The organism is Chryseobacterium takakiae (assembly GCF_900129385.1).
Classification (GTDB): Bacteria; Bacteroidota; Bacteroidia; order Flavobacteriales; family Weeksellaceae; genus Chryseobacterium; species Chryseobacterium takakiae.
In genome coordinates, this window is the sequence record NZ_FQVO01000002.1 from 331286 (window position 1) to 355793 (window position 24508).

Consider the following 24508-nt stretch of genomic DNA (forward strand, 5'->3'; position numbering starts at 1 on the left):
ACCTGTATTTTTAAGATAAAGTTTTTAAAGTTCCGTTTTTCAGGTGCAGATGGTGATCTGCGAAATCAATAATTTCGGAATTTTGAGAAACAATCACAATGGTAGTTTTATAGCTGATATCCTTTAGGTACTGCAGCATTTTGTTCTTGAAAAACTCGTTCATTCCGTCAACTGGATCTTCAAGCAATAGCAGTTTTTTCTCTCCGATTAATGCGCGGAGGAGCAGGATTTTTTTCTTGGAACTGAATGAAATTTCGGGATCTGTTTCACTAATTTCGGTAAAGAAACCGCTTGTGAAGTAACTGGAGATATTTTCGGTACCAATTCTTTCCGATAATTCCATTACATCTTCCATATTGATGTTTTCATTCCCCATTAAAATATTATCCTGAACAGTTCCCTGGATCATTCTCATATCTTCAAAATACACACCCATTTCTGTCCGGAGTTTCTCTTTATCAATATTTTTTAATGGAATTTTATTAAATAAAACGCTTCCGGCAGGCGGTTCGTAAAACCCGGCCATCATATTCAGCAGAAGTGATTTTCCTGACCCCAGCTCGCCGGAAATTACCGTTATGGCATTCTCCCGGATAACACAATTGATATCCTGAAGTATGTGGACATTGCTGTTGAAATAAAAGTCGACGTTTTTAAATTCAATTTCAATACCTTCATTCTGGTTGGCAAAAACAATTTCTCCGTTTTTTTCTTCGGCAAGTTCTGTCACTTTATTAAGTTTCGCAAGAGAAGCAATGACATCATAATAGCTTTCCAAGCTTATAATAAGCTTCTCAACAGCTGCCATAATACTTAATACAACAATCTCCGTAGCGATAAATGCCCCGATGTTAAGCTTTTGGTTTACAAGAAGGTAAGTGCCGATCACAAGCATAGCCAGGGTGACAATAACTTTAAAAGCAATAATTGTCTTATACTGAATTTCAAGAACTTTAAAATGGGAAGTTCTGTGTTGAAGATATCCTGTTACCCGTTCATCAATTCCTTTAAGATGAATTTCCGTTTCGGAATTTATTTTAAAAGATTTTACCGATGCTGCCAGATCTTCTATCCATGCTGCCGTTTCATATTTTTTATCGCTTTCCTCAATGCTGGATTTTATCCCGCTTTCCATCGTGAAATTAAAAATAAGCACGACACTCAATACGACAAGTGCTCCAAAGATCAAAAACCAAGGGTGATAAAAGGATAAGAGAAGAAGACCGAAAATGATCTGTATCAGTGCAGTTGGGATTTCCAGTAAAATTTTAGAAATTCCCTTCTGCAGGTTTTGGGTGTCGAAAAAACGGTTGACAAGCTCCGGAAGGTAATATTTTCGGGTACTGGACAGATTAACTTTAGGGATCTTTTCGGTAAAAGCAACGGAAAATTCCACAAAAATTTTCTGCTGGATTTTTTCAATAATCTGCATCACCTTAAGTCTGAAATATCCTACCAGCCAGGTTCCGATTACAACAAAAATAATCAGAATATAAATGGATGTTGCCATGGTAGCCCCCATAACAAAACTGATAATAGACTGTATTCCCAGTGGAACACTAAGCTGAACGAGGCCGTTTAATATAGCGTAAAAATAAATATTGGTGACGTCTTTCTTTTCTTTTGTGATATATTTGAAAAGATTGTAACCGTATTGTTTAGGAGAATTTTCCATCGGTGTGCTATTATTTTATAAGATTGTAAGTAATAAAACGCAGATAATCCAGCACATACTTTTTGTGTTCTGTTCTTGTGGTGTGGTTATCCGTAAGTTTCGGGAGGTGTTCACTGAAATACTGCTGATCGTGCGCTGTTTCAAGTAAAGTACTTGCAAAAGACTTAGGGTAGGGAAAATCCGGTTTTGCCTGGGTGATTACTTCTCCAAAGAAATTACACAAACTTTTAAGAGGACTAAAAACCATTTCCTGATTGATTTCATCTACTTCTTTTACAAGATATGATTTGCTGCTTTCTGCAATAACAATACTGTGCAGTTTGCTGAGATCGTAGTCTTCAATGCTGTCTTGAGTCGTATCATTATGGGTGATAATCTCCAGGATTTTCTCCATCTTTTGCTGAGGTTCTTTAATCTCCTGCAGCCTTAGTTTAGAAATAAATTCAATATAAGACCAATACCAATTTAAAATATAAGTGAGTAATTTATGTTTAGACGGAAAATACCTGTAAACCGTAGCTTCCGTAGAACTGATTTTCTGTGCTAATTTTTTAAAGGTAAAGCTTTCAAAACCGGTTTCGTAAATCAGGTCAATAGAATTTTTCACGATAGATTTACCGATCTCACTGTTTTCCGGGTTTTTAAGATATAAGGTTTCGTTGACTTTAAATTTTACTTGAAATTCCATTTTTAATTTTTTCTTATTGTAGCAGCGTTGTTATTATTTTTAGCAAAACTTATACCAAAAATGATTATAATATATTTTTTGATAGTATTACTATCAATTGGCATGGTATTTGTTTTTATAAAAATACTTAATAGATTAAATTTTATATATGTTTTCCTTATTTAAAGGTCCTTATCAACGATGTTGCTATTTTGAAATGGAAAATTTATGAGTTTAAACTTAAATATTATAATGGAAAAGTTGGGATTGAGATGTACTATAATGAATAGTATAGATCTTATTAAAAATATAACATATTCAATTTATTATAATATGGGAAATATAAGTAAACGGACTAGCCGAACACCGTATTAAGAAGTAGGCCAAAAAACACTTAAAAATGGGAAAAATATTTGTTTTGCTCGTGGCTTTTTCACATTCCAGACATCCCATTTGCATGGAGGTCCCGTAAATAATGCTGTACGCCAAAATGTAATAGAGCAGGTAAATTCACTGCACGATCTTGATCCTATCCTGCATCAAAATATATACAGATGGTGAAATATTAATTGTAGGAGCGGTATACGACATACAAACAGGAAAAGTAGGGTTTATAGAAGAGACACTTTTAAATCTTCCCAAACCTAAAAATAAATAATCACTTTAAAATTTAAGCGGGCTTGAGTTAGTTTTTTCATATTTAATTTTGCTTCATATATTTTAAAAAGCCCGCTTTTTATTAAATCCAATACAATTGAAACTTTAGCAAACATTAATTATTCTTTTATTTTAGGGGATAATGACCAAATCCCGCTAAAAATTTAAATTAAATGTTAATGGAGGTTTAAAAAAAATATTAACAATTTTAAATAGTACAATTATGAAAAAAGCGAGATTATTTTTGGGAAGCTTAGCATTATTAGGTGTGATGTATTCCTGTAATAAAGTAACTGAGAAAACTCCTGTCCCGCCTGCTGAGAATACAACTCAAGCCAGCGAAAAAGTACAGAAAGTAATAGATGAATTAGGGCTGGTATATGTAGAAGAAGGTGCACAGGATATTATTACTTATGATGAAGTAAATGCTGCGCAGCAAGCCTGGTGTGATGCGTTGGTAAAAATAGGTCAAATAAAAGAAGAGGGTGGTGATTATAGAAAGTTTGCGGAACAGGTGCTTTCCGATGCATATAACTACGATTATGGCAAAGTATTCTTCAAGCCGACTTTAGCTTATGGAGATCAGACTTTTAGAAACGACAAAAAAGGAGCTTTGGCTTATTTTGTAGGCGGAGATCCCAATTATCCGAACGATAAAGGTTTTGCGTTAAAGCCGTGGGTAAAGGCAAGATATGAAAATGCAGGAAATGATAATCAGGGAATTCAAATTTACGGCTCGGTAGCCATTACAATGGGGAATGTCTGGGTAACTGATAAAGATGGCAATGAAGTAATGGTGGATAAAACATGGGTTTTCAGGAAAGGGGAAGACGGAAAACTGAGAATTATTGTTCATAAATCTTCTTTGCCTTACAATCCGGAAGCAAAATAGACCTAAAAATTCAAATCCGGCTGCGAAACTCCTGCTTATGTCGGATTTTGAAAATGAACATGAGAATCAATTTATTAGTAAACTTCACTTAATCTGTTTAATATCAAAAAAAATATCCAATGAAAACATATATACTTTTATTCATTTTTTTGTGTATGAGTATCCTTAGTAAAGGTTTTTCACAAAATAAAACGACGGCACAAGATACGGAAACATATACTTCAATACAGGAAGCGCTCCGAAATCCCGAAAAAGTAAAAAGACTCGATCTCAGTAATCAGAAAATTGATTTTCCAAAAGGATTCTGGTCCAAATTCAAAAACCTGGAATACCTGAGCCTGAAAAATGAAGGACTTATGTTTTTGCCTGAAGGGATTTCCGAACTTAAAAGCCTCAAAGTATTAGACGTTAGCGGAAACGATTTTAAAGTCTTACCATCTGGCTTTACAAAACTTACCAAACTGGAAGAGCTTTTCCTGAATGATGAAAAAAATATTGATCTTTCAAGAAATATAGACCTTATCAGCAAAATGAAAAATTTAAAAGTGCTGCATATTGAAAATGACGGTCTCAAAAAACTTCCTCCCAATTTCTGGAAACTGAATTATCTGGAAGCAGTGTACCTTAATGACAACGAGCTTAAGGAATTTGACTTTCCGAAACAAAAGATTAACAACCTTAAAAATATTTACCTCAACAACAACCTTTTTATGCCCAGTGATATAGACAGGCTCAATACTCAGTACGGAACACTTTTAAGATTTTAAGAATCATTATTTCATAGAATTTATACAGTAAGTGTTTTAATTCACTGTTTTATATAGATTTTCCCTTTCTTGAAATAATCAGGTGAACCTTGAGTAAAATTAAAAATGATGAAAATAAATGTATTTAAATTGCAGTTCCTTGCAACCATTTTTATTTCCTTTTTTGCTGTCGCGCAAAACAATAGGATGGACACTTCCGGAAATATCGGCTGGTACAATTTCTTCGGAACGATCAAGTTTAATGATAAATGGGGTCTTCATACAGAATACCAGTGGCGGAGAGATAATTTTATTACAGACTGGCAGCAGAGTCTGTTAAGGGTTGGGGTAAATTATCAGCTTAATCCCAGAATATTATTCAGGGTTGGATATGCGTGGATCGAAACTTTTCCTTACGGAGAAATTCCTATCAATGGTTTGGGAAGGGATTTTACCGAACACAGGATTTTTGAAATGGTGCAATTATCACACAAAGAAGGGTTGGTAGATTTTTCTCACCGCTTTATGCTGGAACAGCGTTTCGTGGGAAGATACACTTCGCCGGAAGTAACTTCCGAAGACGATTTTCCTTTGCTGCACAGGATGCGGTACATGATCCGCTTTCAGATTCCGCTTAAAGGAGGGGAAATTAAAGATAAAACACCTTACGCGGCATTGTATGATGAAATTTTCATCGGCTTCGGCAAAAATGTAAATGCCAATGTTTTTGATCAGAACAGAATTGGTATTCTGCTGGGCTATCGTTTTGATAAAAATCTCAGGCTGGAAGCAGGATATCTTAATCAGACCCTCCAGTTCGGAAGACAGATTAACAGCCGGAATATTTTCCAGAACAACCATGGATTTGTCATCAATGCCAATGTGACAATAGATGTAGCAAAGAAAAAGGATTAAATATTATAGGCTAACATTTATATTTGTACAAATTGTAAAGTGATGCAAAAAATATTAATGCTTATTAGTTTATTTTTTCTTTTTGTAAAAAACAATGCGCAGATTCCGAAGGTTGTAAGCGGCAGTATTGAAAGAGTAGCAGATTTTAGATCTCAGTACGTAACACCTAGAAATGTGGATGTCTGGCTTCCGGAAAACTATTCTTCATCCCGAAAATATGCGGTGCTCTATATGCAGGACGGCCAGATGCTGTATGATCCGGAGACAACGTGGAATAAACAGTCATGGAATGTGGACGATGTTATTTCCCGACTTATCGACAACGGTAAAATTCAGAATACCATTGTGGTGGGAATTTGGAACGATTCAAAGCTGAGGCATTTTGATTATTTTCCACAAAAACCTTTTGAGAGTCTTACTGCAACAGAGAAAGATACGGTGCAATCCCAATTGAAAAAATCAGGAAGGTCCGATCAGGTTTTTTCTCCCAACTCAGATAATTATCTGAAATTTTTGGTGAAAGAACTCAAGCCGTTTATCGATAAAAAATATTCAACTTACAAGGATAGGCAACATACTTTTATTGCGGGAAGCAGCATGGGAGGGCTGATCTCGATGTATGCCATCTGTGAATATCCGGATGTTTTTGGCGGGGCAGCCTGCCTTTCAACACACTGGCCGGGTACTTTCACTCTGGAGAATAATCCTTTTCCAGATTCGGTCTTAAAATACCTGAGTAAAAACCTTCCGGGATCTAAAAATCATACCATCTATTTCGACTGTGGCGATCAGACTCTGGATGCACTTTATCCGGATATTCAGAAAAAAGCAGACCAAATTATGGCAAAAGCAGGTTTCACGGATTCCAACTGGAAAACCCTTTATTTTCCGGGAGAAAACCATAGCGAAGAGGCATGGAATAAAAGACTTGCTGTCCCTCTTGAGTTCCTGTTAAAGAAAAAATAGCAGATTTTGCAATAAAGTGACTTTAAACATCAATAAAATACTTTCCTGCCTTATTCATTTTTATTAAATTTGTCAACCTTTAAATATTAAAATAAAATAATAAAAATAATATGAATCTTCACGAGTATCAATCAAAAGAGATTTTATCAAAGTATGGAGTAGCTATCCAACGTGGTTTTGTTGCAAACAACGTAGATGAAGCTGTAGCTGCCGCTGAAAAGCTAACTGCAGAAACCGGAGCTCAGGGATGGGTGGTGAAAGCGCAGATTCACGCTGGTGGCCGTGGTAAAGGAGGCGGTGTAAAGTTTTCTCCGAACATGGATAAGCTTAAGGAAAACGCCCAGAACATCATCGGGATGCAGCTGATCACTCCGCAGACTTCTGCTGAAGGTAAAAAAGTAAACTCTGTATTGGTTGCTGAGGATGTATATTATCCGGGAGAGTCTGAAACAAAAGAATTTTATGTTTCGATCCTTTTAGACAGAGCCGAAGGTAAAAATACCGTAGTATATTCTACAGAAGGAGGAATGGATATCGAGCATGTTGCGGAAGTGACGCCTCACCTTATCCACAAAGAAATCATTGATCCTGCTTTAGGTCTTCAGGGATTCCAGGCAAGAAAGATCGCTTTTAATCTGGGTCTTGAAGGAAATGCATTCAAAGAATTTGTAAAATTTATCACGGCTTTATATAATGCTTATACAGGAATTGACGCTTCTCTTTTTGAAATCAATCCTGTATTGAAAACTTCAGACAATAAAATCATTGCAGTTGACGCGAAAGTAACGCTTGATGACAACTCATTATTCCGTCACAAAGACTTAGCTGAGCTTAGAGATACCAGAGAAGAAGATCCAATGGATGTTGAAGCAGGTGAGGCAGGGCTTAATTTCGTAAAACTAGACGGTAACGTTGCTTGTATGGTAAACGGAGCAGGTCTTGCAATGGCAACAATGGATATCATCAAATTATCAGGGGGTAATCCTGCCAACTTCCTTGACGTAGGAGGAACTGCTGATGCGCAGAGAGTACAGACTGCTTTCGGAATTATCTTAAGAGATCCGAATGTAAAAGCAATCCTGATTAATATCTTTGGTGGTATCGTAAGATGTGACAGAGTTGCTCAGGGAGTTGTAGATGCTTACAAAGCAATGGGAAGCCTTCCTGTTCCGTTGATCGTAAGATTACAAGGAACAAATGCTGTTGAGGCTAAACAATTAATTGATGATTCCGGTCTTCCGGTTCACTCTGCAATCACTCTTGAAGAAGCAGCCAATAAAGTAAAAGAAGTTTTAGCGTAATCTGAATTTTCTTACTCAATATAAAACCGTTTCAATTGTGAAACGGTTTTTTTTTACAAATGATTTGAAATAATTTCAATAAAAACTATAAAATATTCATCTTAAAATTATTATATTTACAATAAAGGATGTTAAAAATGAGACCGTTTCTATACTTTTTTCTCTTTTTATTTCTTAGCTGTCGGTCCCAGATAGGTATAGATCATGCGATGCAGAAATCAGTTTCTTTTGAGGATAAAAATCATTACTCATTTACCATAACTTCTGAAAACTATTTAGTTATTGATAATCAGTACAAAATGGATGAGGTTTTCAGAATCATTCATCAAAAAAATACCGGTAACAGATTTTCACCCATACCTGCAATAGTTGAAAATGAAACGTATCTTATCCTTAAGCCTGTGTTAAAGAATTCCAACGATGTTTTAATAGATTCAGTATCATTTCACAAAAATGTATTGTATGTAAAGGTCAAAGAATTTGAAAATCCGGATTTGAGTAAAGCAAGCAGGATTACCCCTAATATTTTATTAAAGTTAAATGAAAAATTAGATATAAAAGAAGTCATTATTCAATAATAATATGCAACTATATGAAAAGTAAAACATTTATCTTCTCGTGCTTGTTGATTGCAGCACAGGCTTTTGGACAGCAAAATTACTGGTCGAAGCTAAAAGATCCGAAAATCAGCAGGGAAAATCTCAACCCGAGATGGACAAATCCAAACACTTTTTCTTTGTACCAGGTTGATTTGGAGAAAATTAAAGCAGATCTTAAAAAAGCACCGCAGCGTTTTTCCGGAAATGAAAGTGTAATTATTAAATTTCCGGATTCAGATGGCAATATTCGGGATTACATCGTTCAGGAAGCTTCTGTAATGGAACCTGAACTGCAGGCAAAATTTCCCGAGATAAGATCATATACAGGGTGGCAGAAAAATCATCCTGAGAATACGATCCGTTTCAATGTAACTCCTTCAACAGGAATCAGTGTAATGTACTTTGATACTTGGGATATCAGTTATTTAGACAGTTATACGAAAGACAATTCTGCATTTATCTTATACAAAAGAAAGGATTTACCTACCAATAACCGTCTTTTCGAATGTCATGTTGAAGATAAACTGGATGAACTGAACAATAACGGATTTGCAAACAAAGCACCGTTAGTTTCAGACGGGCAGTTCAGAACCTACAGACTTGCACTTTCCGCAACAGGAGAATATACGGCCTTTCACGGAGGGACCGTTCCGCTTGCAATGGCAGCAATGGCTACAACGATGACGCGGGTAAACGGAGTGTATGAAAAAACAATTTCTACCACCATGGTCATGGTAGCCAATAATAATCAGCTGATCTATACAAACGCTGCTACTGATCCTTTTACCAATGGAGCCCCAGGTACCATGATCAATGAAAACCAGACCAACACAACCAATATTATTGGTTCTGCAAACTACGACATAGGACATGTTTTTGGAACAAACAGTGGAGGGCTGGCCGGCTTGGGGGTCGTTTGTGTTTCCGGTAATAAAGCCAGAGGTGTTACCGGTTCCGGAGCTCCTATCGGGGATCCGTTTGATATTGATTACGTGGCGCACGAATTGGGGCATCAGTTTGGAGCCAATCATACGTTCAGGGCGTCCAGTGGTTCGTGTAACGGGAATTTTAACAACGCAACAGCGTTTGAGCCGGGAAGTGGCAGCACCATCATGGCGTACGCGGGAATCTGCGGAGCCAACAATAATGTTCAGAATAACAGTGATGCTTATTTCCATGCGGCAAGTATTTTAGAAATGTATGCTGTTCTGCAAAGAGCCAGTGATTGCGCAAGTAAAATATCCAATGGCAACGGCGTGCCTACCGCTGATGCCGGAGCCGACTATATTATTCCGAAAGGGACTGCTTTCGTTTTAACAGGTACGGGAACAGATCCTAACGGAGATCCTTTGACTTATCTGTGGGAGCAGTACGATAATACCAATAATACGCAGCCTCCTGTATCTACTGCAACGGCAGGCCCGGTATACCGGTCTTTAACTCCTACGGCTTCGCCTTCGAGATATTTACCAGCATTAAGTTCTGTGTTGGCTAACAATCTGGTTCCGAAATGGGAAGTTACTCCAAGTGTTGCCAGAACATTAAATTTTTCACTTGTAGTGAATGATAATAAAGCAACAGGAAATCAGGCTGCAAGAGATGTAATGACGGTTACCGTTACTAATGACGGGCCGTTCACCGTAACTTCGCAGGCAAGTGGCGGAAGCTTTTCTGGAAACACAAGCATTCCTGTAACCTGGAATGTTGCAGGAACAAATACAGGATCGATCAATACGCAAAATGTAACCATTCTCTTGTCTAAAGACGGCGGGTTGACATTCAATACCGTTCTTGCAGCAAGTGTCCCAAACACAGGTTCTGCTAATGTAACATTGCCAAATGAAAATGTTGTTTCCGCAAGGATTATGGTGAAAGCAGTTAATAATATTTATTACGCACTTAATACTTCTTCTTTTGCTATTGTACAGGTTCTTTCAACTGCAGAAACGCAGGTGAAAAGTTTTTCAATCTATCCGAATCCTTCCCATGATGTGGTAAATATCAAGCTTAAAAATACTTCTGAAAAAGCAGACTTTAAGTTATTTGATGCCTCCGGAAGGCTGCTGCAGACGGGAAGTTTCAAAGGGGCAACTCAGGTAAATGTAAATAGTCTAATGAATGGAAACTATGTGATCTCGCTAATCCTTGAAAATGGTGAGAAAATTTCAGAAAAATTGATTATTAAAAAATAATTCATCAATACAATAAGAAAGCAACCTCACAAAGGTTGCTTTTTTTTAGTCCTGCTTTTTACTGATCATATTATTGGTATCGGTAATGCTGATGCTTGTTGGAGTTACGAGCTGGATGCCTTCCGAATCCAGTCTTTTTTTTATTTCAAAATAAGCAATGCTTTTCAGCAGCATCATGTCTGCTCCTAAAACCATTGGAAATTTTACCTGAAGATTGAAAACACCCTGCTTTAGGTCGGTAAGAATTGCTGTAGCGGTTTCAGGGTGGTCTACATTTTCAAGGCTTCTCACTACTTCAAGAACGGATTGCTGAGCTTTTGCAACATTTTGATCGGCCGGAATTTCGAAATTAAGATATATTTTTCTTTGCGGAGATGCTGTGAAATTATAAAAGGGAGAATTAAAAATAACCTGATTGGGAATATAAACTTTCTTGCCGTCATCAGCAATAACTTTTGTTGTAAGAAAACCAATTTCGGTTACCGTTCCCGAGTTATTTCCTATGGTGACGTAATCTCCTACTTTAAAAGCTTTATCAATACCAATCAGCATCCCGGAAAATATACTGGAAACCAGGTCCTTTAACGCAACTCCGGCAATTACCCCGGCGACTCCGAGACTTCCGATAAACTTCCATAAGAAACCGCTGAAACCCATGATTTCCAAAGCAATGAAGGTTCCCATCAACATAATCAGGAAGCGGAATACACCTATAAGTGTTCTTAAAGAACTTTCTTTTTTACTTTTCGGAAAGAGCTTATGAAATATTTTAACCGAAATTAAGCTTAAATATTTGCTGGTCAAAACAAACAAAGAAAATACAATAATCCCTACAATAAGTTTTGGCGTAATTTCTGCAAACTTCAGATACCAGTTTTCCAGTACATTATAAACAACATCAATATAGCTTAAACTGCTTTCACGCATAATAAAATTTTAAATAATTCATTTTTTTTAAACAAAAATTTTGCCAGTTCCAAAAACTCTACTAAATTTGTAGACTAATAAGAGCAAAATATTATGTCAATTAAACTAGGAGATACAGCACCGGATTTTCAGGCGGAAACGTCTTTTGGAGATCTTAATTTTTATGAGTACTTAGGAGATTCCTGGGGAATTTTGTTTTCTCATCCTGCAGACTATACACCGGTTTGCACAACGGAATTGGGATACACTTCGAAACTCAAATCGGAATTCGATCAACGCGGAACGAAGGTAATTGCTTTAAGCGTAGATGGAGTAGATGATCATCAAAACTGGATTAAAGATATTAATGAAACCCAGGAAACAGAGGTACAGTTTCCGATTATAGCCGACAAAGACCGTAAAATTTCCGAGCTGTACGATTTTATTCACCCTAATGCTTCAGCTACTGCTACGGTAAGGTCACTCCTGATTATTGATCCTGAAAAAAAAGTAAGGCTGATTATTACTTACCCGGCTTCTACAGGGAGAAATTTTAATGAAATCCTGAGAGTGCTTGATTCTCTTCAGCTTGTAGACTCTCATAAAGTGGCTACCCCGGTGAACTGGCAGGATGGGGACGATGTCATTATTCCGCCAAGCATCTCAACAGAAGATGCGAAGAAGATATTCCCGAAAGGCATAAAAGAAATTAAGCCTTATCTGAGGTATACGCCTCAGCCTAATATATGATTTATTTGATTTTTTATAGTTTAGTTTTAATTTGTACGAAAATCGCCGCGGAAAATTTTTTCCGCGGCGATTTCAATTTTAAGTGTATATAATGTGTGTGAAGTGATTCTTATTGTGCAACATCATTAGCTACCTGTCTAGCCTTTGAAGTCGGAATATAGATACTGAAACCTACATTAAAGGTGATGTTGGAATTCAATCCTTCATTTCCGAAGCCTGCTCTTCCTCTGTATTTTACTAATCCTTCAAGACCGATATTCGGGGTAATAAAGTAAGAATAACCTGGACCTACTCCGAAATCTAATCCTGTAGTAGAATCTCCGTTTTCAACAGATCTTCCTCCGATTCCTACATTTCCTTCAAAAAACCAACGTCCGTGATTCAGAAGATTATCAACACCTTTTTCTCCAGGTGAAAGGAAATAGCGTCCCAAAGCACCAACTCCGTAAGTGAATTCCGTTGGGCTGCCGTTGGTAACCTTATTGAAGCCCAAATCTACATAACCTCCTAATGCTACGTTGTCTTCAATGAAATACGCTCCTTTTGGCTGAATAGCGATGTTGTATCCTCCACCTGTATTTAATCCGAAGTTACTAGAAAGTAAACTACTTCCTACCATCCAGTTTCCTTTTTGAATTTGTGCATTCATGGTTGTAGCTAAACCTGCTACCGCTAGTATCCCTGATAAAATTAGCTTTTTCATAATTTATTATTTTAATATTTGTTTATCATTTGTGCTTTCTGAAAAACAATAAATGTGCCAACTAATCAATGTTTGGTGAATTTGCCAGCTTTAATTAAAATTTTAAAAAGAATAAAAGTGTGGTATGTATTTTTTGCTAAATTATAATAGTAATAATAGAATTGATACCACAAGCCCTACTGCCGTAAAAATCATTCCGCGTTTGAAAGCTTTTGTTTTTGGATTAAACATCCAGAAACTCGAAATCACAAAAAAGAACAGTGAAATCCCAAAGAAAGTGTTTAATGGAGAAAGCCTGTCTTTCGACTGAGCCTTGTGAAGCTTTGTCATTTTATCAAGAACAAATGGCAGTTCCTTTTTTGAGTATTTTGCCTGTCCGGTTGCTGCATCATAAGTACCCTGTTTAAATTTCAAGACAGTTCCTTCCGTTTTTTCAATTTCGAAGTTTTTTATTCTCAGCTCTTTGCCGAGTGCTTTTTCATCGAGATTTTTCTCAATTACCTTGTCATACTTTTTTTCTTTTTTAAGAAAATCGGTATCTCTGTATATCAGCAAAACACCGCTTACTGCATATACTGCCATGATTCCGGCAAGGAAATAGCCCAGGTAACGGTGGGTAATTCTCATGAAACTTCTGGTGTCCTTAATCTTATCCATACTGTAGTTTTTGTTTTAAATTTCAAAGTGGAAACTGCAAAATGCAATTTCCACTTTCTATGAAAAAATTTATTGTTAGTTTTTTAAAGCCTGTAAGTTAATGTGAAATAGTAATTTCTTGGAGTGATCGGGTTTACCGAATAATTTTCATGAACATTATAGTTTACGACATCAAACAGGTTTCCGACTCTTCCCTGAATCATGAACTTCTTCCATTCGTAGCCAACACTTATATCAACTGTTGTAAAGCCATCAACATCAATCATTCTTGTTGCTTGTTTCTGGCCTTTTACATCATTCCATCCGGCTTTTCGGTCGCCGGTATAAAATGCTGTTGCTCCTATTTTCAGTCCTTTGGCAAATTCTGTAAATGTATAGAAGACAGATGCATTAGCGGTGAGGGCAGGAGTTCTTACAAGTCTTTGGTTTTCAACAAATCCGTTGTCCGGAGTATCTGTGTAAATTGTTTTATTATAAGAAAGTCCTCCGATTAAAGATAGATTTTTTGTAGGATTTCCTGTGATGTCTAATTCCAGCCCTGTACTTCTTACACTTCCGGCATAAACTCTGTACAATGCTACCGTTCCGGAAGGCAGATATGGTGCAGTATAAGTATCTCTGTTGATAATTTGGTAACCCGTAAGGTTTACACCAATTGCATTATTCCATAGATTTTTTTTAATACCTATTTCATATTGATCTACTGTAGATGCTTTTAATGCATAGCCAGCTTCATCGAATCCGCTATTTGGCGCAAATGAATTGGTATAGGTTGCAAAAACAGAAAGATTTTCATCAGGATTGTAAATCAAACCTACTTTTGGAGAAAAGGCTGTTTCTTTGGTGCCGCTGTTTGGTGTTGGAGTTTCCAGATTTGTTGCAAAGTTTTTAACTTTTGTATCTTCATTTTGGATACTGGACCAGCGTAAACCTGCCAATACTTTTAATTGTTTGGTAATGCTGATTAGATCCTGGGCATAGAAGCCATATCGTTTTGTGTCAATCCTGTTTCTGGAAGATCTTGTAGTAGTAGGCATGGGACCTTCATTTGTCCAGGAAGAAGGATTATTTAAATATAACACAACAGGAGTATTGGCATCGATTTTATAAGCGTATGTATCTGCCTGGCCATAATCGCCGTCGGTACCTAATAAAACTTTGTGATTAAAACTTCCTGTATTGAATTCGCCATTTACATTAATCTGTAATGAAGTATAATTTTGTTCATTATAACTTCTTCCCAATGGTCTGCTCCAGCTCGGATTGAAATTATTTTTTGATGAATCATACAACCACTGTACACGCTCCGTAGAAAAATAATCTTTGGTATAATTCTGATAAGATGCTACTGCATTTAATGACCACGCCTTATTGAACTGATGATTTAATATGATATCAGTTGTTGCCTGCTGGTTGGTCTGATACTGCCAATTTGTTCCGAAAAACTGGTTTCTGCTGACTTCTGTTGCCAGCCTGGATACCCCTGTTGCGTTGTCTGTGACACTTCCTATTCCGAAGTCCGGTGTGAAAGTATGGTATAAATAATCACCTTCAACAATCAATTGCGTTTTATCACTAAGATTAAAAACAAAGGAAGGGTTAAAATAATTTTTCTTTGATTCTACCAGATCTCTGAAACTTTCGGCATATTCATAAGCTCCGTTTACTCTGAAGGCAATATTTTTTGATAATGGACCGTAGATATCTATCGTTGGTTTATATGAATTCCAGCTCCCTGCACTGAATCCTGCCATACCCCCAAATTCAAATCTTGGTTTTTTCGTAATCATGTTAATAATACCGCCTGGTCCCACATTTCCGTACAGCATGGCATTGGCTCCTTTTAAAACCTCAACTCTTTCAAGTCCTGTAACTTCCGGAAAAACACCACTATTTACTCTTGCTCCGTTTTTAAAAATATTATCATTTCCAAAAGTAAAACCTCTTCCTCCGAAGCTGTCCTGAGATCCGCCTCTTGCTGAAGTTAAATAGATCCCGTTTACATTTCTAATAACATCACTCAATTGTTTTGCCTGCTGCTGCTCAATAATTTCATGCGTCACAATAGCGATAGGTTGCGGAGTTTCCATTATTGTAAGATTAGACTTTGTAGATAATGGTCTTGCCTTATTAGGATTTCCTGTTTTATGAAGATTAACGTCTTCAATACTCTGGATCCTGACGGTATCAGCTTCAGTGTTTTTCATTTGTGCACTTAAGGATACGGCTGTGAATAATATCCCTAAAGTTACTAGCTGCTTTTTCATTATAGTTTATGCTATTTAGATTGAATTTAAATAATTGCAAAAGTATATTATTATTTAGAATTAATAAAAATTAAGATGTGATTTTTGTCATTTTTTTGAGAAATGTGTTGAACGATTTCTTAAATAAATTGGATGTTTATGAATAACTTTGGTAAAAAATAAATTATGCAATTGGTTAAAACGGGACTCTGTGCCTTCGGAATGAGTGGGAAAATATTTCATGCACCTTTTTTAAAAGAGCATCCTGGGTTTTTCTTGTCGGCTATTGTAGAAAGAAGCAGAGAAGAATCTAAAGAAAAATATCCTGAAGCAATTATTTACCGCTCTGTAGAAGAAATGCTGCAACATGCGGATATCGAATTGGTAGTGGTAAACACGCCGGTTCAAACTCATTTTCAATATGTAAAAATGGCGCTGGAAGCCGGTAAAAATGTAATTGTTGAAAAGCCTTTTACGGTGGATGTTGCTGAAGCCGAGGAGCTGGTAAAACTCGCTGAAGAGAAAAGCCTGTTCCTTAGCGTTTATCAGAACAGAAGATTTGACCGGGATTATCTCCAGGTTCAGAAAATTATGAATGAAGGTAAGTTAGGGAATATTAAAGAAGCGGAAATACGTTTCGATAGATTTCGTACAGAGCCCAGCGGAAAAGCGCATAAAGAAAATCCTGAGGCTACAGGCTCCGGATCGCTGCATGACCTCGGTTCACACCTTATAGATCAGGCAACTCAGTATTTTGGTCTTCCTGAAAAGTTGTTCGCTGATGTATTTTCTATGAAAGGACAAGATTTTGCCAATGATTATTTTGAAATCGTTTTGTGTTATCAGAACAATCTCAGAGTAAGGCTGAAATCTTCGGTTTTTACAAAAGAGGCGCATTATGCATACGCCATTCACGGAGAAAAAGGAAGCTTTCTTCAGGAAAGAACGGACAATCAGGAAAATGAACTGGCAGCCGGAGCTATTCCGGAATATGGTAGTGAATGGACACAGCCCCTAAGAGAACCGGACGGAATTCTTAATTTTTTAAATGAAAATAAGGATACAGAAAGAACGGTCACTTTCAGTGAGCCGGGAAATTATATGAATTATTACCAGCAGATTTATGAGTTCATCGTTTTCGGATATGCATTGCCTTCTCCGGCAGAAGAAATCATCAGGAATATGAAAATTATTGATGCAGCACTGGAGAGTTCAAAGGCTGAAAAAGTAGTTTACTTATAAGGAGTTGTAGGGTCTTAGGGTTATAGAGTTGTAGAGTTTTAGAGTTGTAGAGTTTTAGAGTTATAGGGTTTGAGAGTATTTAATATAGAAATATCTTATTTTTTTCAAAAAAAACACTTTTACACTACTACTCTCTCACTCTCAAACAGGAATTTTAGAAACACCTCTACTCTAAAACGCTCTCACTCTCAAACTCTTAACCTTCTCCCAGAATTTCCTGTAATTCAAGCCATCTCATTTCATGGTTTTCCAGTTGTTCCGAGATATTCTCAAGGTCAGCGGATAGCTTTGAAATTTTCTCATAATCAGATTCATTATTAAGCTGATCGAGAATTTTTTTGCGTTGATCTTCCAGTTCGGGCATTTCTTTTTCAATAGTCTCAAGCTCGCGCTGCTCCTTAAAAGAAAGCTTTTTCTTTTTTGCTGTATTGGAAGAATCTGGTGTTAAAGGTATATTTTCTTTGGAAGGTTCCTGTTGTTTCTGTATAACAGACTTTTCCGTAGAATCTTTGCTTTTTGCTTCTCTGTATTCCGAAAAATTTCCAATAAAATCTTTAATTTTTCCTTCTCCTTCAAACGCAAGGATGTGATCTACAATCCTGTCCATAAAATACCTGTCGTGAGAAACAATGATTAATGAACCCTGAAACTGCTGCAGGAAATTTTCAAGAACTGTTAAGGTGGGGAGGTCAAGATCGTTGGTAGGTTCATCAAAGATCAGGAAATTGGGATTCTGATATAAAATATACATCAGGTGAAGTCTTCTTTTTTCACCACCCGAAAGTTTTGAAATAGGAGAGTACTGCGTTTGGTCATCAAATAAAAACAATCTCAAAAACTGTGATGCCGAAAGACTTTTCCCATTAGCAAGAGGATAATATTCCGCAACTTCTTTGATGAAATCAATGACTCTTTCATCTTCTTTATAAGCCAATCCTTTCTGTGAAAAATATCCGAAATGAATGGTTTCTCCGGTCTCAATTTCGCCGTGATCTGCTTTTTCAAGTCCCTGGATAATATTTAAAAGAGTAGATTTTCCTGCCCCGTTTTTTCCCACAATGCCTACTTTTTCGCCTCTCTGAAACTGATAGCTGAAATCTTTCAGCAAAACTTTACTTCCAAAGCTTTTATCAATATGTTTAAGTTCGAGAATTTTATTACCAAGCCTTTTCATTTCAAAATCAAGTTCAAGACCTTGTTTTCTAGTGTCTGTCTTGGCTACCTTTTCTGTTTCGTAAAAAGAATCAATTCTGGATTTGGATTTGGTCGTCCTTGCTTTCGGCTGACGGCGCATCCACTCCAGTTCTTTTCGGTAAAGATTATTGGCTTTGTCGATGGTTGCATTCAGGTTGTCTTCCCGGATCATTTTGTTTTCCAGGTAGGTAGCATAAGAGCCGTTGTGAACATACAGGTTTTTATCTTCCATTTCCCAGATGATATCGCAGACGCTATCCAGGAAATATCTGTCGTGGGTTACGAGAAGTAGGGTAATTTTAGCTTTATTCAGGTAGTTTTCCAGCCATTCTACCATTTCCACATCGAGGTGGTTGGTAGGCTCATCCATGATTAACAAGGTATGGCGGTGTTCTGCTCTTGTTTCAGTTAAAAGTTTTGCCAAAGCGACCCGTTTGATTTGTCCTCCGGAAAGCATTCCCATTTTGGCATCAAGATCGGTGATTTTAAGCTGGGAAAGAATCTGCTTCATTTCGTTTTCCAGATCCCATGCTTTATGAGCTTCCATCCCGGCAAGTGCTTTTTCAATAAAATCATGATCTGTGGAATGGAGTGATTGATGATAATTTTTTAGCGCTAAAATAGGTTCAGAATCAAGTGTCATCATGAATTCGTCTATCGTAAGATCCGGATCGAAATCAATTTCCTGATCAAATAATACCACCTGAATATCTTTATTGATCATTACCGCGCCGCTGTCTGCAATCTCTTTTCCCATTAAAATTTTCAACAGGGTAGATTTTCCGCTTCCGTTTTTGGCAACAATGGCAATTTTGTCGCCTTCATTAATGTGAAAGGAAATATTTTCAAACAAAACTTTGATGCCGTAAGATTTTGTAAGGTTTTCTGCAGAAACGTAATTCATGATGGATTTTAATAATAAAAAAATGAGCTGCAAAAGTACAAAAATTAAAGGCATAAAACTTTTGCTGGTTTCCGATATAATTTTTTACTAACCAATAAAGCTTTATAAAATTCAAATTAATAAAATTGACATAGGTTTTTGTATTATTTTTAATTAAATAAGTGTTTATTTATAGTATTTTCATATTTTTAAAGTTTTTTTTAGTTTAAATGCGTTTTTAATTCATTTTTATTGTAAATTCATCATTGTAACTATAAAAAATTAAACAATGGTGCAAATTAACTTTTGGGCAGTATTAGCAGCCTCAATTATTCCTCTTCTTACGGGTTTTATATGGTATCATCCTAAAATTTTCGGAACGGTCTGGATGAAAGAAGCAGGATTATCTCAGGAAAAAATGAAAGGACAAATGATGGGTGTATTTGTCTTTACGATCATTTTATCATTATTTATAGCCTATTTTCTTCATTTTGTAATCATTCATCAGTTTGGTGCTCTAGGAATGATTGGTGGTGATGAGATGAATGCCAATGAATCCTATCACGCATTTATGAAGGATTATGGGATGTCATACAGATCTTTTGGTCACGGCGCACTGCACTCTTTTATGACAGGCTTTATGTTCGTTTTCCCAGTTATTGCCATTAATGCAATGTTTGAAAGAAAATCATGGAAATATACGATGATCAATACGGGATACTGGACGCTCACACTTACTATTATGGGTGGAATTATCTGTGGATGGTACGCTTTAGACGGCTTTCATTGGGTAACACAAAAATAATTACAAAGGATTAAATTATAAGGCTACTTTTGCGTAGCCTTTTTATGTCATATCATTTAAAAATATACCATTCAGATAATGATGTTCCGGAGCGTTGGTCTTCAACGATCGGGAACCATAATGTCATGCTTTCGCAAGAATATTTTCGTGCGCTTCAGGATTCTTTGCCTTCTAATATGGAGTGCTTTATGGTGGGATTTTTTAAACAAAATGAACTTATTGGGGGTGCCTTGTTTCAGTACATTGATTTTATTGGATTTAGAAAGTCATTGAAAAATGATTCCGGATGGTATATTAAAAGTCTATTTACCTCCCTGTTTATTAAGGATGTAATGATCCTCGGAAATAATATGCTGACCGGCCAGAACGGATTTTATTTTGATTTTTCAAAAATTCCGGCAAAAGATGTTCTGATGCTTTTACATAAAGCCGTTGATGTCATGCAGACTGAAATAAGGAAAACGTCTTTAATTATTTTTAAAGATTATCAGAAGCCTTTTGCGGAGCAGTTTGCAAGGAAAGAATATAGTACCTATTTTCGGTTTTCCGTACAGCCTAATATGAAATTGAAGATAAGAGAACACTGGAAAACATTTGATGATTATATTAATGATTTTTCAAAAAAATACAGATCAAGAGTAAGAGCTGCAAGAAAGAAACTGCAAGGTATTGAAAAACGTGAACTGGATTTAAATTCGGTGCAAAAATACCATCGTGAAATGAATATTCTTTATCATAACGTAGCTGATAACGCTGCATTCAATACATTCTTCCTGGCTGAAAATCACTTTGGAAAAATGAAGGAAAATCTTGATGATAAATTTAGAATTTTCGGCTATTTTTCAGGAAGCGAACTTGTTGGGTTCTATACTTTGCTGATCAACAATAATGATGTTGACACTTACTTTCTAGGCTATCAAAGAGAACTTCAGAAAGAAAAGCAGATCTATCTCAATATGCTTTTGGATATGGTTGAATTCGGAATTACTTATCAGTTTGAAAGAATTATTTTGGGCAGGACAGCTTTAGAAATAAAATCAACCGTCGGAGCTGAGCCGACTGAAATTTTTGGTCTTATTAAACATAATAATTTCATGATTAATCCTTTCATGAAAATTCTTTTCCCTGCTATTTCTCCAAAAATAGAATGGATTCAAAGAAAACCTTTTAAATGATTTTTTTTACCTTCATCTCAGTCTTTGTATCATAGGAACGGCTTTATCCCGTTTACAAGATGTAATATTTGCAATTGGCTTTAGAACAGGTTTAAAAATAAAAGGAGGCTGTTTAAAAAATAAAATTAATCCAGAGTAAGACTCTTCAAAGACCACAAACTTCCATTGTAAATATCCAGATCCACTTTAGTGTTGATGCCATGAACGATTCCGTTTTCTGTAAACTGCCAGAAATCCCATTCAGAATCAGGGGAAGGGGCAGGAACGTCATTATAATTAGCCAGCCAAAGCGGATAGTCATCAAATTCGCCTTTAAGAAAATCTTTGTAATAATGATAATAGGTGTAAATGATAGGCTTTTTCCCGTAGGCTTCCTCTACAATTCTGCACCATACTTTAAGATCTTCAACAAGTTTTTCATTGGTCTTGCGCTTCGGGATTTTTTCAATATCAAGGATAGGAGGGAGGTCACCGCTTTCCAGTTTTACGTTTTCAAGAAAATTATTGGCCTGCCTCACAGGATCTTCGTCTGCTCTGTAAAAATGATACGCACCGCGGATAAGTTCCTGCTTTTTTGCTATTTCCCAGAAATCATCAAAATGTTTATCGGCATTGCGGTTTCCCATAGTGGCGCGCATTACAACAAATTCCAGCGGAATGGTTTTGTTTCCGATGCTCAGGCTGTCCCAGCTGATGTCTTCTTTATTTTGGTAGTGGGATATGTCAAAACCGTATGTTTTATCAAGGTTGTCGGATATGATTTTTTGTATTCTTACTGTTTCAGATTCTGTATTATGAAGCTTTCGGTGTACGAATTTATTAAAGTACATAGCATAATAATAGCTTACGGTCTTTTTTAGATAAAATCCTGTTCCTGCAAGTGCAATCAAGAGAATTGCCAACAGCGCTTTGCGTCGGAAAAAATAGTTCTTCCTACGAGTTGCATGAACCTTTTTGGCGGTTTTTTTGCTGTACTTTTTATGTGGCATAAAGTTTTGCAAAACTAACTTTTTTCGCTGCGAAATGCTAAAATAAAATCAGTAAATTTGTGTACTATGGAAACACGCGAAAAGATCATCGTTATAGGAGGAGGTTTTGCGGGGCTGCAACTTGCGAAAACATTAAATAATAAAAACAAAAAAGTACTTGTTTTAGACCGGGTAAACCATCATATGTTTCAGCCTCTTTTCTATCAGGTAGCGTGCGGAAGGATTGAGCCATCCAATATTTCTTTTCCGTTCAGGAAAATTTTTCAGCGTTCCAGAAATACACAGTTCCGGCTTACGGAAGTAAAAGAAATTGATACCGTCAATAATAAAGTAATTACCGATGAAGCAGACTTCAGCTATGATAAACTCATAATCGCCACAGGCTGTAAAACCAATTTTTTCGGAAATAAAGATTTGGAAAGTAAAGCTTTCGGAATGAAAAATACCCAGGAGGCCATCAGTATCAGAAATCATGTTCTGATGACTTTTGAAAAACTGATCCTGGAAAAAAGCCGCAGTGATGACGGGAACTGGAATATTGTCATCGTAGGAAGCGGTCCCACGGGTGTAGAACTGGCGGGTGCTTTTGCCGAAATGAAAAAAGAAATTCTTCCTAGAGACTATCCGTATATGAACTTTAATCATCTTGAGATTATTCTGGTAAGTTCTACGGAAAAGCCGCTTGCCGTAATGAGCCCCGAAGCACAGAATAAGTCGGAAGAATATTTAAAAGATCTCGGTGTTACATTTTTAAGTCAGGAATACGTTACTGATTACGATGGCGATAAAGTGTATATGAAAAGTGGAAAGACAATCCCTTCCAATAACGTGATCTGGGCAGCCGGCGTTACAGGAAATGTTATTGATGGCTTTCCTCAGGAAAAACTGATCAGAAACCGATATATTACCGACCGGTACAACAAAATTAAAGGCTACGACAACATCTTTGCCATAGGAGATATTGCCTATATGGAAACTCCGAAATATCCTCAGGGGCATCCTCAGGTGGCAAACGTTGCAATTACCCAGGCGAGAAATTTAGGCAAAAACCTTCTTAAAAAAAATACCTCCGACTGGAAAGAATACGAATATGAAGATAAAGGTTCCCTGGCTACAATTGGTAAGCATAGAGCGGTTGTAGATCTGCCCTTTATCAAATTTCAGGGATTTCTGGCGTGGTTTTTCTGGATGTTCTTACATTTAATGTTAATTTTGAGCGTCAGAAATAAGCTTGCCGTATTCTTCAACTGGATGTGGAGCTATTTCAACAAAGATTCTTCCTTGCGATTAATAATTTCGCCGAATAAGAAAAACGAAACTTTACAATGAGAATTGATATCATAAGTGTGCTTCCGGAACTGATGGAAAGCCCTTTTAAAACATCTATTTTAAAAAGAGCCATGGATAAAGGACTGGTGGAAGTGCATTTTCATCACCTGAGAGACTGGGCAATCAATAAACACCGGCAGATTGATGATGAGCCTTATGGCGGCGGAGCAGGAATGGTGATGATGGTGGAACCGCTGGATAACTGTATTTCTGAACTAAAGTCTCAGAGACAATATGATGAAGTTATTTATCTTACGCCGGATGGTGTTACCTTAAACCAGAAAATTGCCAATACGCTTTCTATTAAACAGAATCTTATCTTCTTATGTGGTCATTATAAGGGAATTGACCAGCGCGTTAGGGATCTTCATATTACCAAAGAAATTTCCATCGGAGATTATGTGCTTACCGGTGGTGAGCTTGCCGCATGCGTGCTTGCAGATTCGGTAATCCGTTTGCTTCCAGGTGTTCTGAATGATGAGCAAAGTGCTTTAACAGACAGTTTTCAGGATGATCTGCTTTCTCCTCCCATTTATACAAGACCTGAAGTCTATAAAGGCCTGGAAGTACCAAAAATTCTTTTGAGCGGTAATTTTGCGAAAATCGAAGAATGGCGTCATGATGAAGCCGTAAGAATTACCCAAGAAAAACGGCCCGATTTACTTTAAAAAAGCCAAATTATAGAATTTATTACTATTTAAAGATTTTATATTAAGCTTATAATGCAACATAGGAATATTTTTTGTTTATATTTATGGATTGGTTAAAAAATTAATTGTATTTCTGATATACGGTTTATTTTATTCTTATTTAATTTAATTTTGGTTGTTAAATTATATAAAATAATGTTCTGAAATAAATAATAATATTTAAATTTTTAACTTTTAATGGTTTTATGTCTTAAGATTTTTTCATGAATTTTAATTATTTAAATATAAAATTCATGAAAAAAAATTGCGAAATAATTAATGATTTATTAAATAAAATAATAAATTTACATCCTGAAAGTTAAAATGAAA

At 36.4% G+C, this 24508-nt stretch carries 21 protein-coding genes; 13 read left to right on the forward strand and 8 right to left on the reverse strand.

Annotated features, from left to right (window positions below; translation table 11 throughout):
* Positions 1-10: 10 nt before the first annotated feature.
* On the reverse strand, positions 11-1675 hold the full coding sequence (locus BUA76_RS04620; RefSeq protein WP_072883635.1) for a peptidase domain-containing ABC transporter: 1665 nt from the start codon (positions 1673-1675) through the stop codon (positions 11-13).
* A gap of 10 nt (positions 1676-1685) precedes the next feature.
* On the reverse strand, positions 1686-2363 hold the full coding sequence (locus BUA76_RS04625; RefSeq protein ID WP_072883636.1) for a TetR/AcrR family transcriptional regulator: 678 nt from the start codon (positions 2361-2363) through the stop codon (positions 1686-1688).
* Between the two features lie 859 nt (positions 2364-3222).
* On the opposite strand from BUA76_RS04625, the gene BUA76_RS04630 reads away from it, so the two are divergent.
* The 7 genes from BUA76_RS04630 (at position 3223) to BUA76_RS04660 (ending at position 10610) form a co-directional block, all read left to right on the forward strand.
* A complete protein-coding gene (locus tag BUA76_RS04630) occupies positions 3223-3891 on the forward strand; it encodes a hypothetical protein (RefSeq protein WP_083573158.1) in 669 nt (222 codons plus the stop codon).
* A 119-nt stretch (positions 3892-4010) separates the two neighbouring features.
* Positions 4011-4658 (forward strand): leucine-rich repeat domain-containing protein, encoded by a 648-nt coding sequence (locus BUA76_RS04635; RefSeq protein WP_072883637.1) that lies wholly within the window; start codon positions 4011-4013, stop codon positions 4656-4658.
* A gap of 105 nt (positions 4659-4763) precedes the next feature.
* A complete protein-coding gene (locus tag BUA76_RS04640) occupies positions 4764-5552 on the forward strand; it encodes a DUF2490 domain-containing protein (RefSeq protein ID WP_228408460.1) in 789 nt (262 codons plus the stop codon).
* A 42-nt stretch (positions 5553-5594) separates the two neighbouring features.
* A complete protein-coding gene (locus tag BUA76_RS04645) occupies positions 5595-6518 on the forward strand; it encodes an alpha/beta hydrolase (RefSeq protein ID WP_072883638.1) in 924 nt (307 codons plus the stop codon).
* A 110-nt stretch (positions 6519-6628) separates the two neighbouring features.
* Positions 6629-7819 carry an ADP-forming succinate--CoA ligase subunit beta gene (gene sucC / locus BUA76_RS04650; RefSeq protein WP_072883639.1) on the forward strand — a complete coding sequence of 397 codons (1191 nt, stop codon included), beginning with the start codon at positions 6629-6631 and terminating at the stop codon, positions 7817-7819.
* 209 nt (positions 7820-8028) lie between these two features.
* A complete protein-coding gene (locus tag BUA76_RS04655; RefSeq protein ID WP_072883640.1) occupies positions 8029-8397 on the forward strand; it encodes a hypothetical protein in 369 nt (122 codons plus the stop codon).
* A 14-nt stretch (positions 8398-8411) separates the two neighbouring features.
* Complete coding sequence (locus BUA76_RS04660; RefSeq protein WP_072883641.1) at positions 8412-10610, forward strand: reprolysin-like metallopeptidase; 2199 nt, start codon at positions 8412-8414, stop codon at positions 10608-10610.
* A gap of 45 nt (positions 10611-10655) precedes the next feature.
* On the opposite strand, the gene BUA76_RS04665 is transcribed toward BUA76_RS04660, so the two are convergent.
* A complete protein-coding gene (locus BUA76_RS04665; RefSeq protein ID WP_072883642.1) occupies positions 10656-11537 on the reverse strand; it encodes a mechanosensitive ion channel family protein in 882 nt (293 codons plus the stop codon).
* A gap of 93 nt (positions 11538-11630) precedes the next feature.
* Here BUA76_RS04665 and BUA76_RS04670 point away from each other — a divergent pair, with 93 nt between their 5' ends.
* Positions 11631-12266 (forward strand): peroxiredoxin, encoded by a 636-nt coding sequence (locus BUA76_RS04670; RefSeq protein WP_072883643.1) that lies wholly within the window; start codon positions 11631-11633, stop codon positions 12264-12266.
* Between the two features lie 109 nt (positions 12267-12375).
* Here the strand turns inward: BUA76_RS04670 and BUA76_RS04675 are convergent, their stop codons facing one another.
* The 3 genes from BUA76_RS04675 to BUA76_RS04685 all read right to left on the reverse strand — a co-directional run bounded on the left by BUA76_RS04675 (position 12376) and on the right by BUA76_RS04685 (position 15893).
* Positions 12376-12969, reverse strand: a complete 594-nt coding sequence (locus tag BUA76_RS04675; RefSeq protein WP_072883644.1) for a hypothetical protein — start codon at positions 12967-12969, stop codon at positions 12376-12378.
* Positions 12970-13110: 141 nt separating this feature from the next.
* A complete protein-coding gene (locus tag BUA76_RS04680) occupies positions 13111-13626 on the reverse strand; it encodes a hypothetical protein (protein WP_072883645.1) in 516 nt (171 codons plus the stop codon).
* Positions 13627-13709: 83 nt separating this feature from the next.
* A complete protein-coding gene (locus BUA76_RS04685; RefSeq protein ID WP_072883646.1) occupies positions 13710-15893 on the reverse strand; it encodes a TonB-dependent siderophore receptor in 2184 nt (727 codons plus the stop codon).
* 165 nt (positions 15894-16058) lie between these two features.
* Between BUA76_RS04685 and BUA76_RS04690 the strand changes: the two genes are divergently transcribed.
* Positions 16059-17114, forward strand: a complete 1056-nt coding sequence (locus BUA76_RS04690) for a Gfo/Idh/MocA family oxidoreductase (protein WP_072883647.1) — start codon at positions 16059-16061, stop codon at positions 17112-17114.
* Positions 17115-17310: 196 nt separating this feature from the next.
* Here the strand turns inward: BUA76_RS04690 and BUA76_RS04695 are convergent, their stop codons facing one another.
* Complete coding sequence (locus BUA76_RS04695) at positions 17311-19212, reverse strand: ABC-F family ATP-binding cassette domain-containing protein (protein ID WP_072883648.1); 1902 nt, start codon at positions 19210-19212, stop codon at positions 17311-17313.
* A 268-nt stretch (positions 19213-19480) separates the two neighbouring features.
* Between BUA76_RS04695 and BUA76_RS04700 the strand changes: the two genes are divergently transcribed.
* A complete protein-coding gene (locus BUA76_RS04700; RefSeq protein WP_317041284.1) occupies positions 19481-19996 on the forward strand; it encodes a DUF1761 domain-containing protein in 516 nt (171 codons plus the stop codon).
* A gap of 44 nt (positions 19997-20040) precedes the next feature.
* On the forward strand, positions 20041-21171 hold the full coding sequence (locus BUA76_RS04705) for a peptidogalycan biosysnthesis protein (protein ID WP_072883649.1): 1131 nt from the start codon (positions 20041-20043) through the stop codon (positions 21169-21171).
* Positions 21172-21296: 125 nt separating this feature from the next.
* Here BUA76_RS04705 and BUA76_RS04710 read toward each other — a convergent pair whose 3' ends face one another.
* On the reverse strand, positions 21297-22160 hold the full coding sequence (locus BUA76_RS04710; RefSeq protein WP_072883650.1) for a glycoside hydrolase family 25 protein: 864 nt from the start codon (positions 22158-22160) through the stop codon (positions 21297-21299).
* A gap of 66 nt (positions 22161-22226) precedes the next feature.
* Between BUA76_RS04710 and BUA76_RS04715 the strand changes: the two genes are divergently transcribed.
* Both BUA76_RS04715 and trmD read left to right on the forward strand, forming a co-directional pair.
* Positions 22227-23489: an NAD(P)/FAD-dependent oxidoreductase gene (locus BUA76_RS04715; RefSeq protein WP_072883651.1), complete on the forward strand. Its 1263-nt coding sequence runs from the start codon at positions 22227-22229 to the stop codon at positions 23487-23489.
* A complete protein-coding gene (gene trmD / locus BUA76_RS04720) occupies positions 23486-24157 on the forward strand; it encodes a tRNA (guanosine(37)-N1)-methyltransferase TrmD (protein WP_072883652.1) in 672 nt (223 codons plus the stop codon). The genes BUA76_RS04715 and trmD overlap by 4 nt, the downstream gene beginning before the upstream one ends.
* Positions 24158-24508 lie beyond the last annotated feature (351 nt).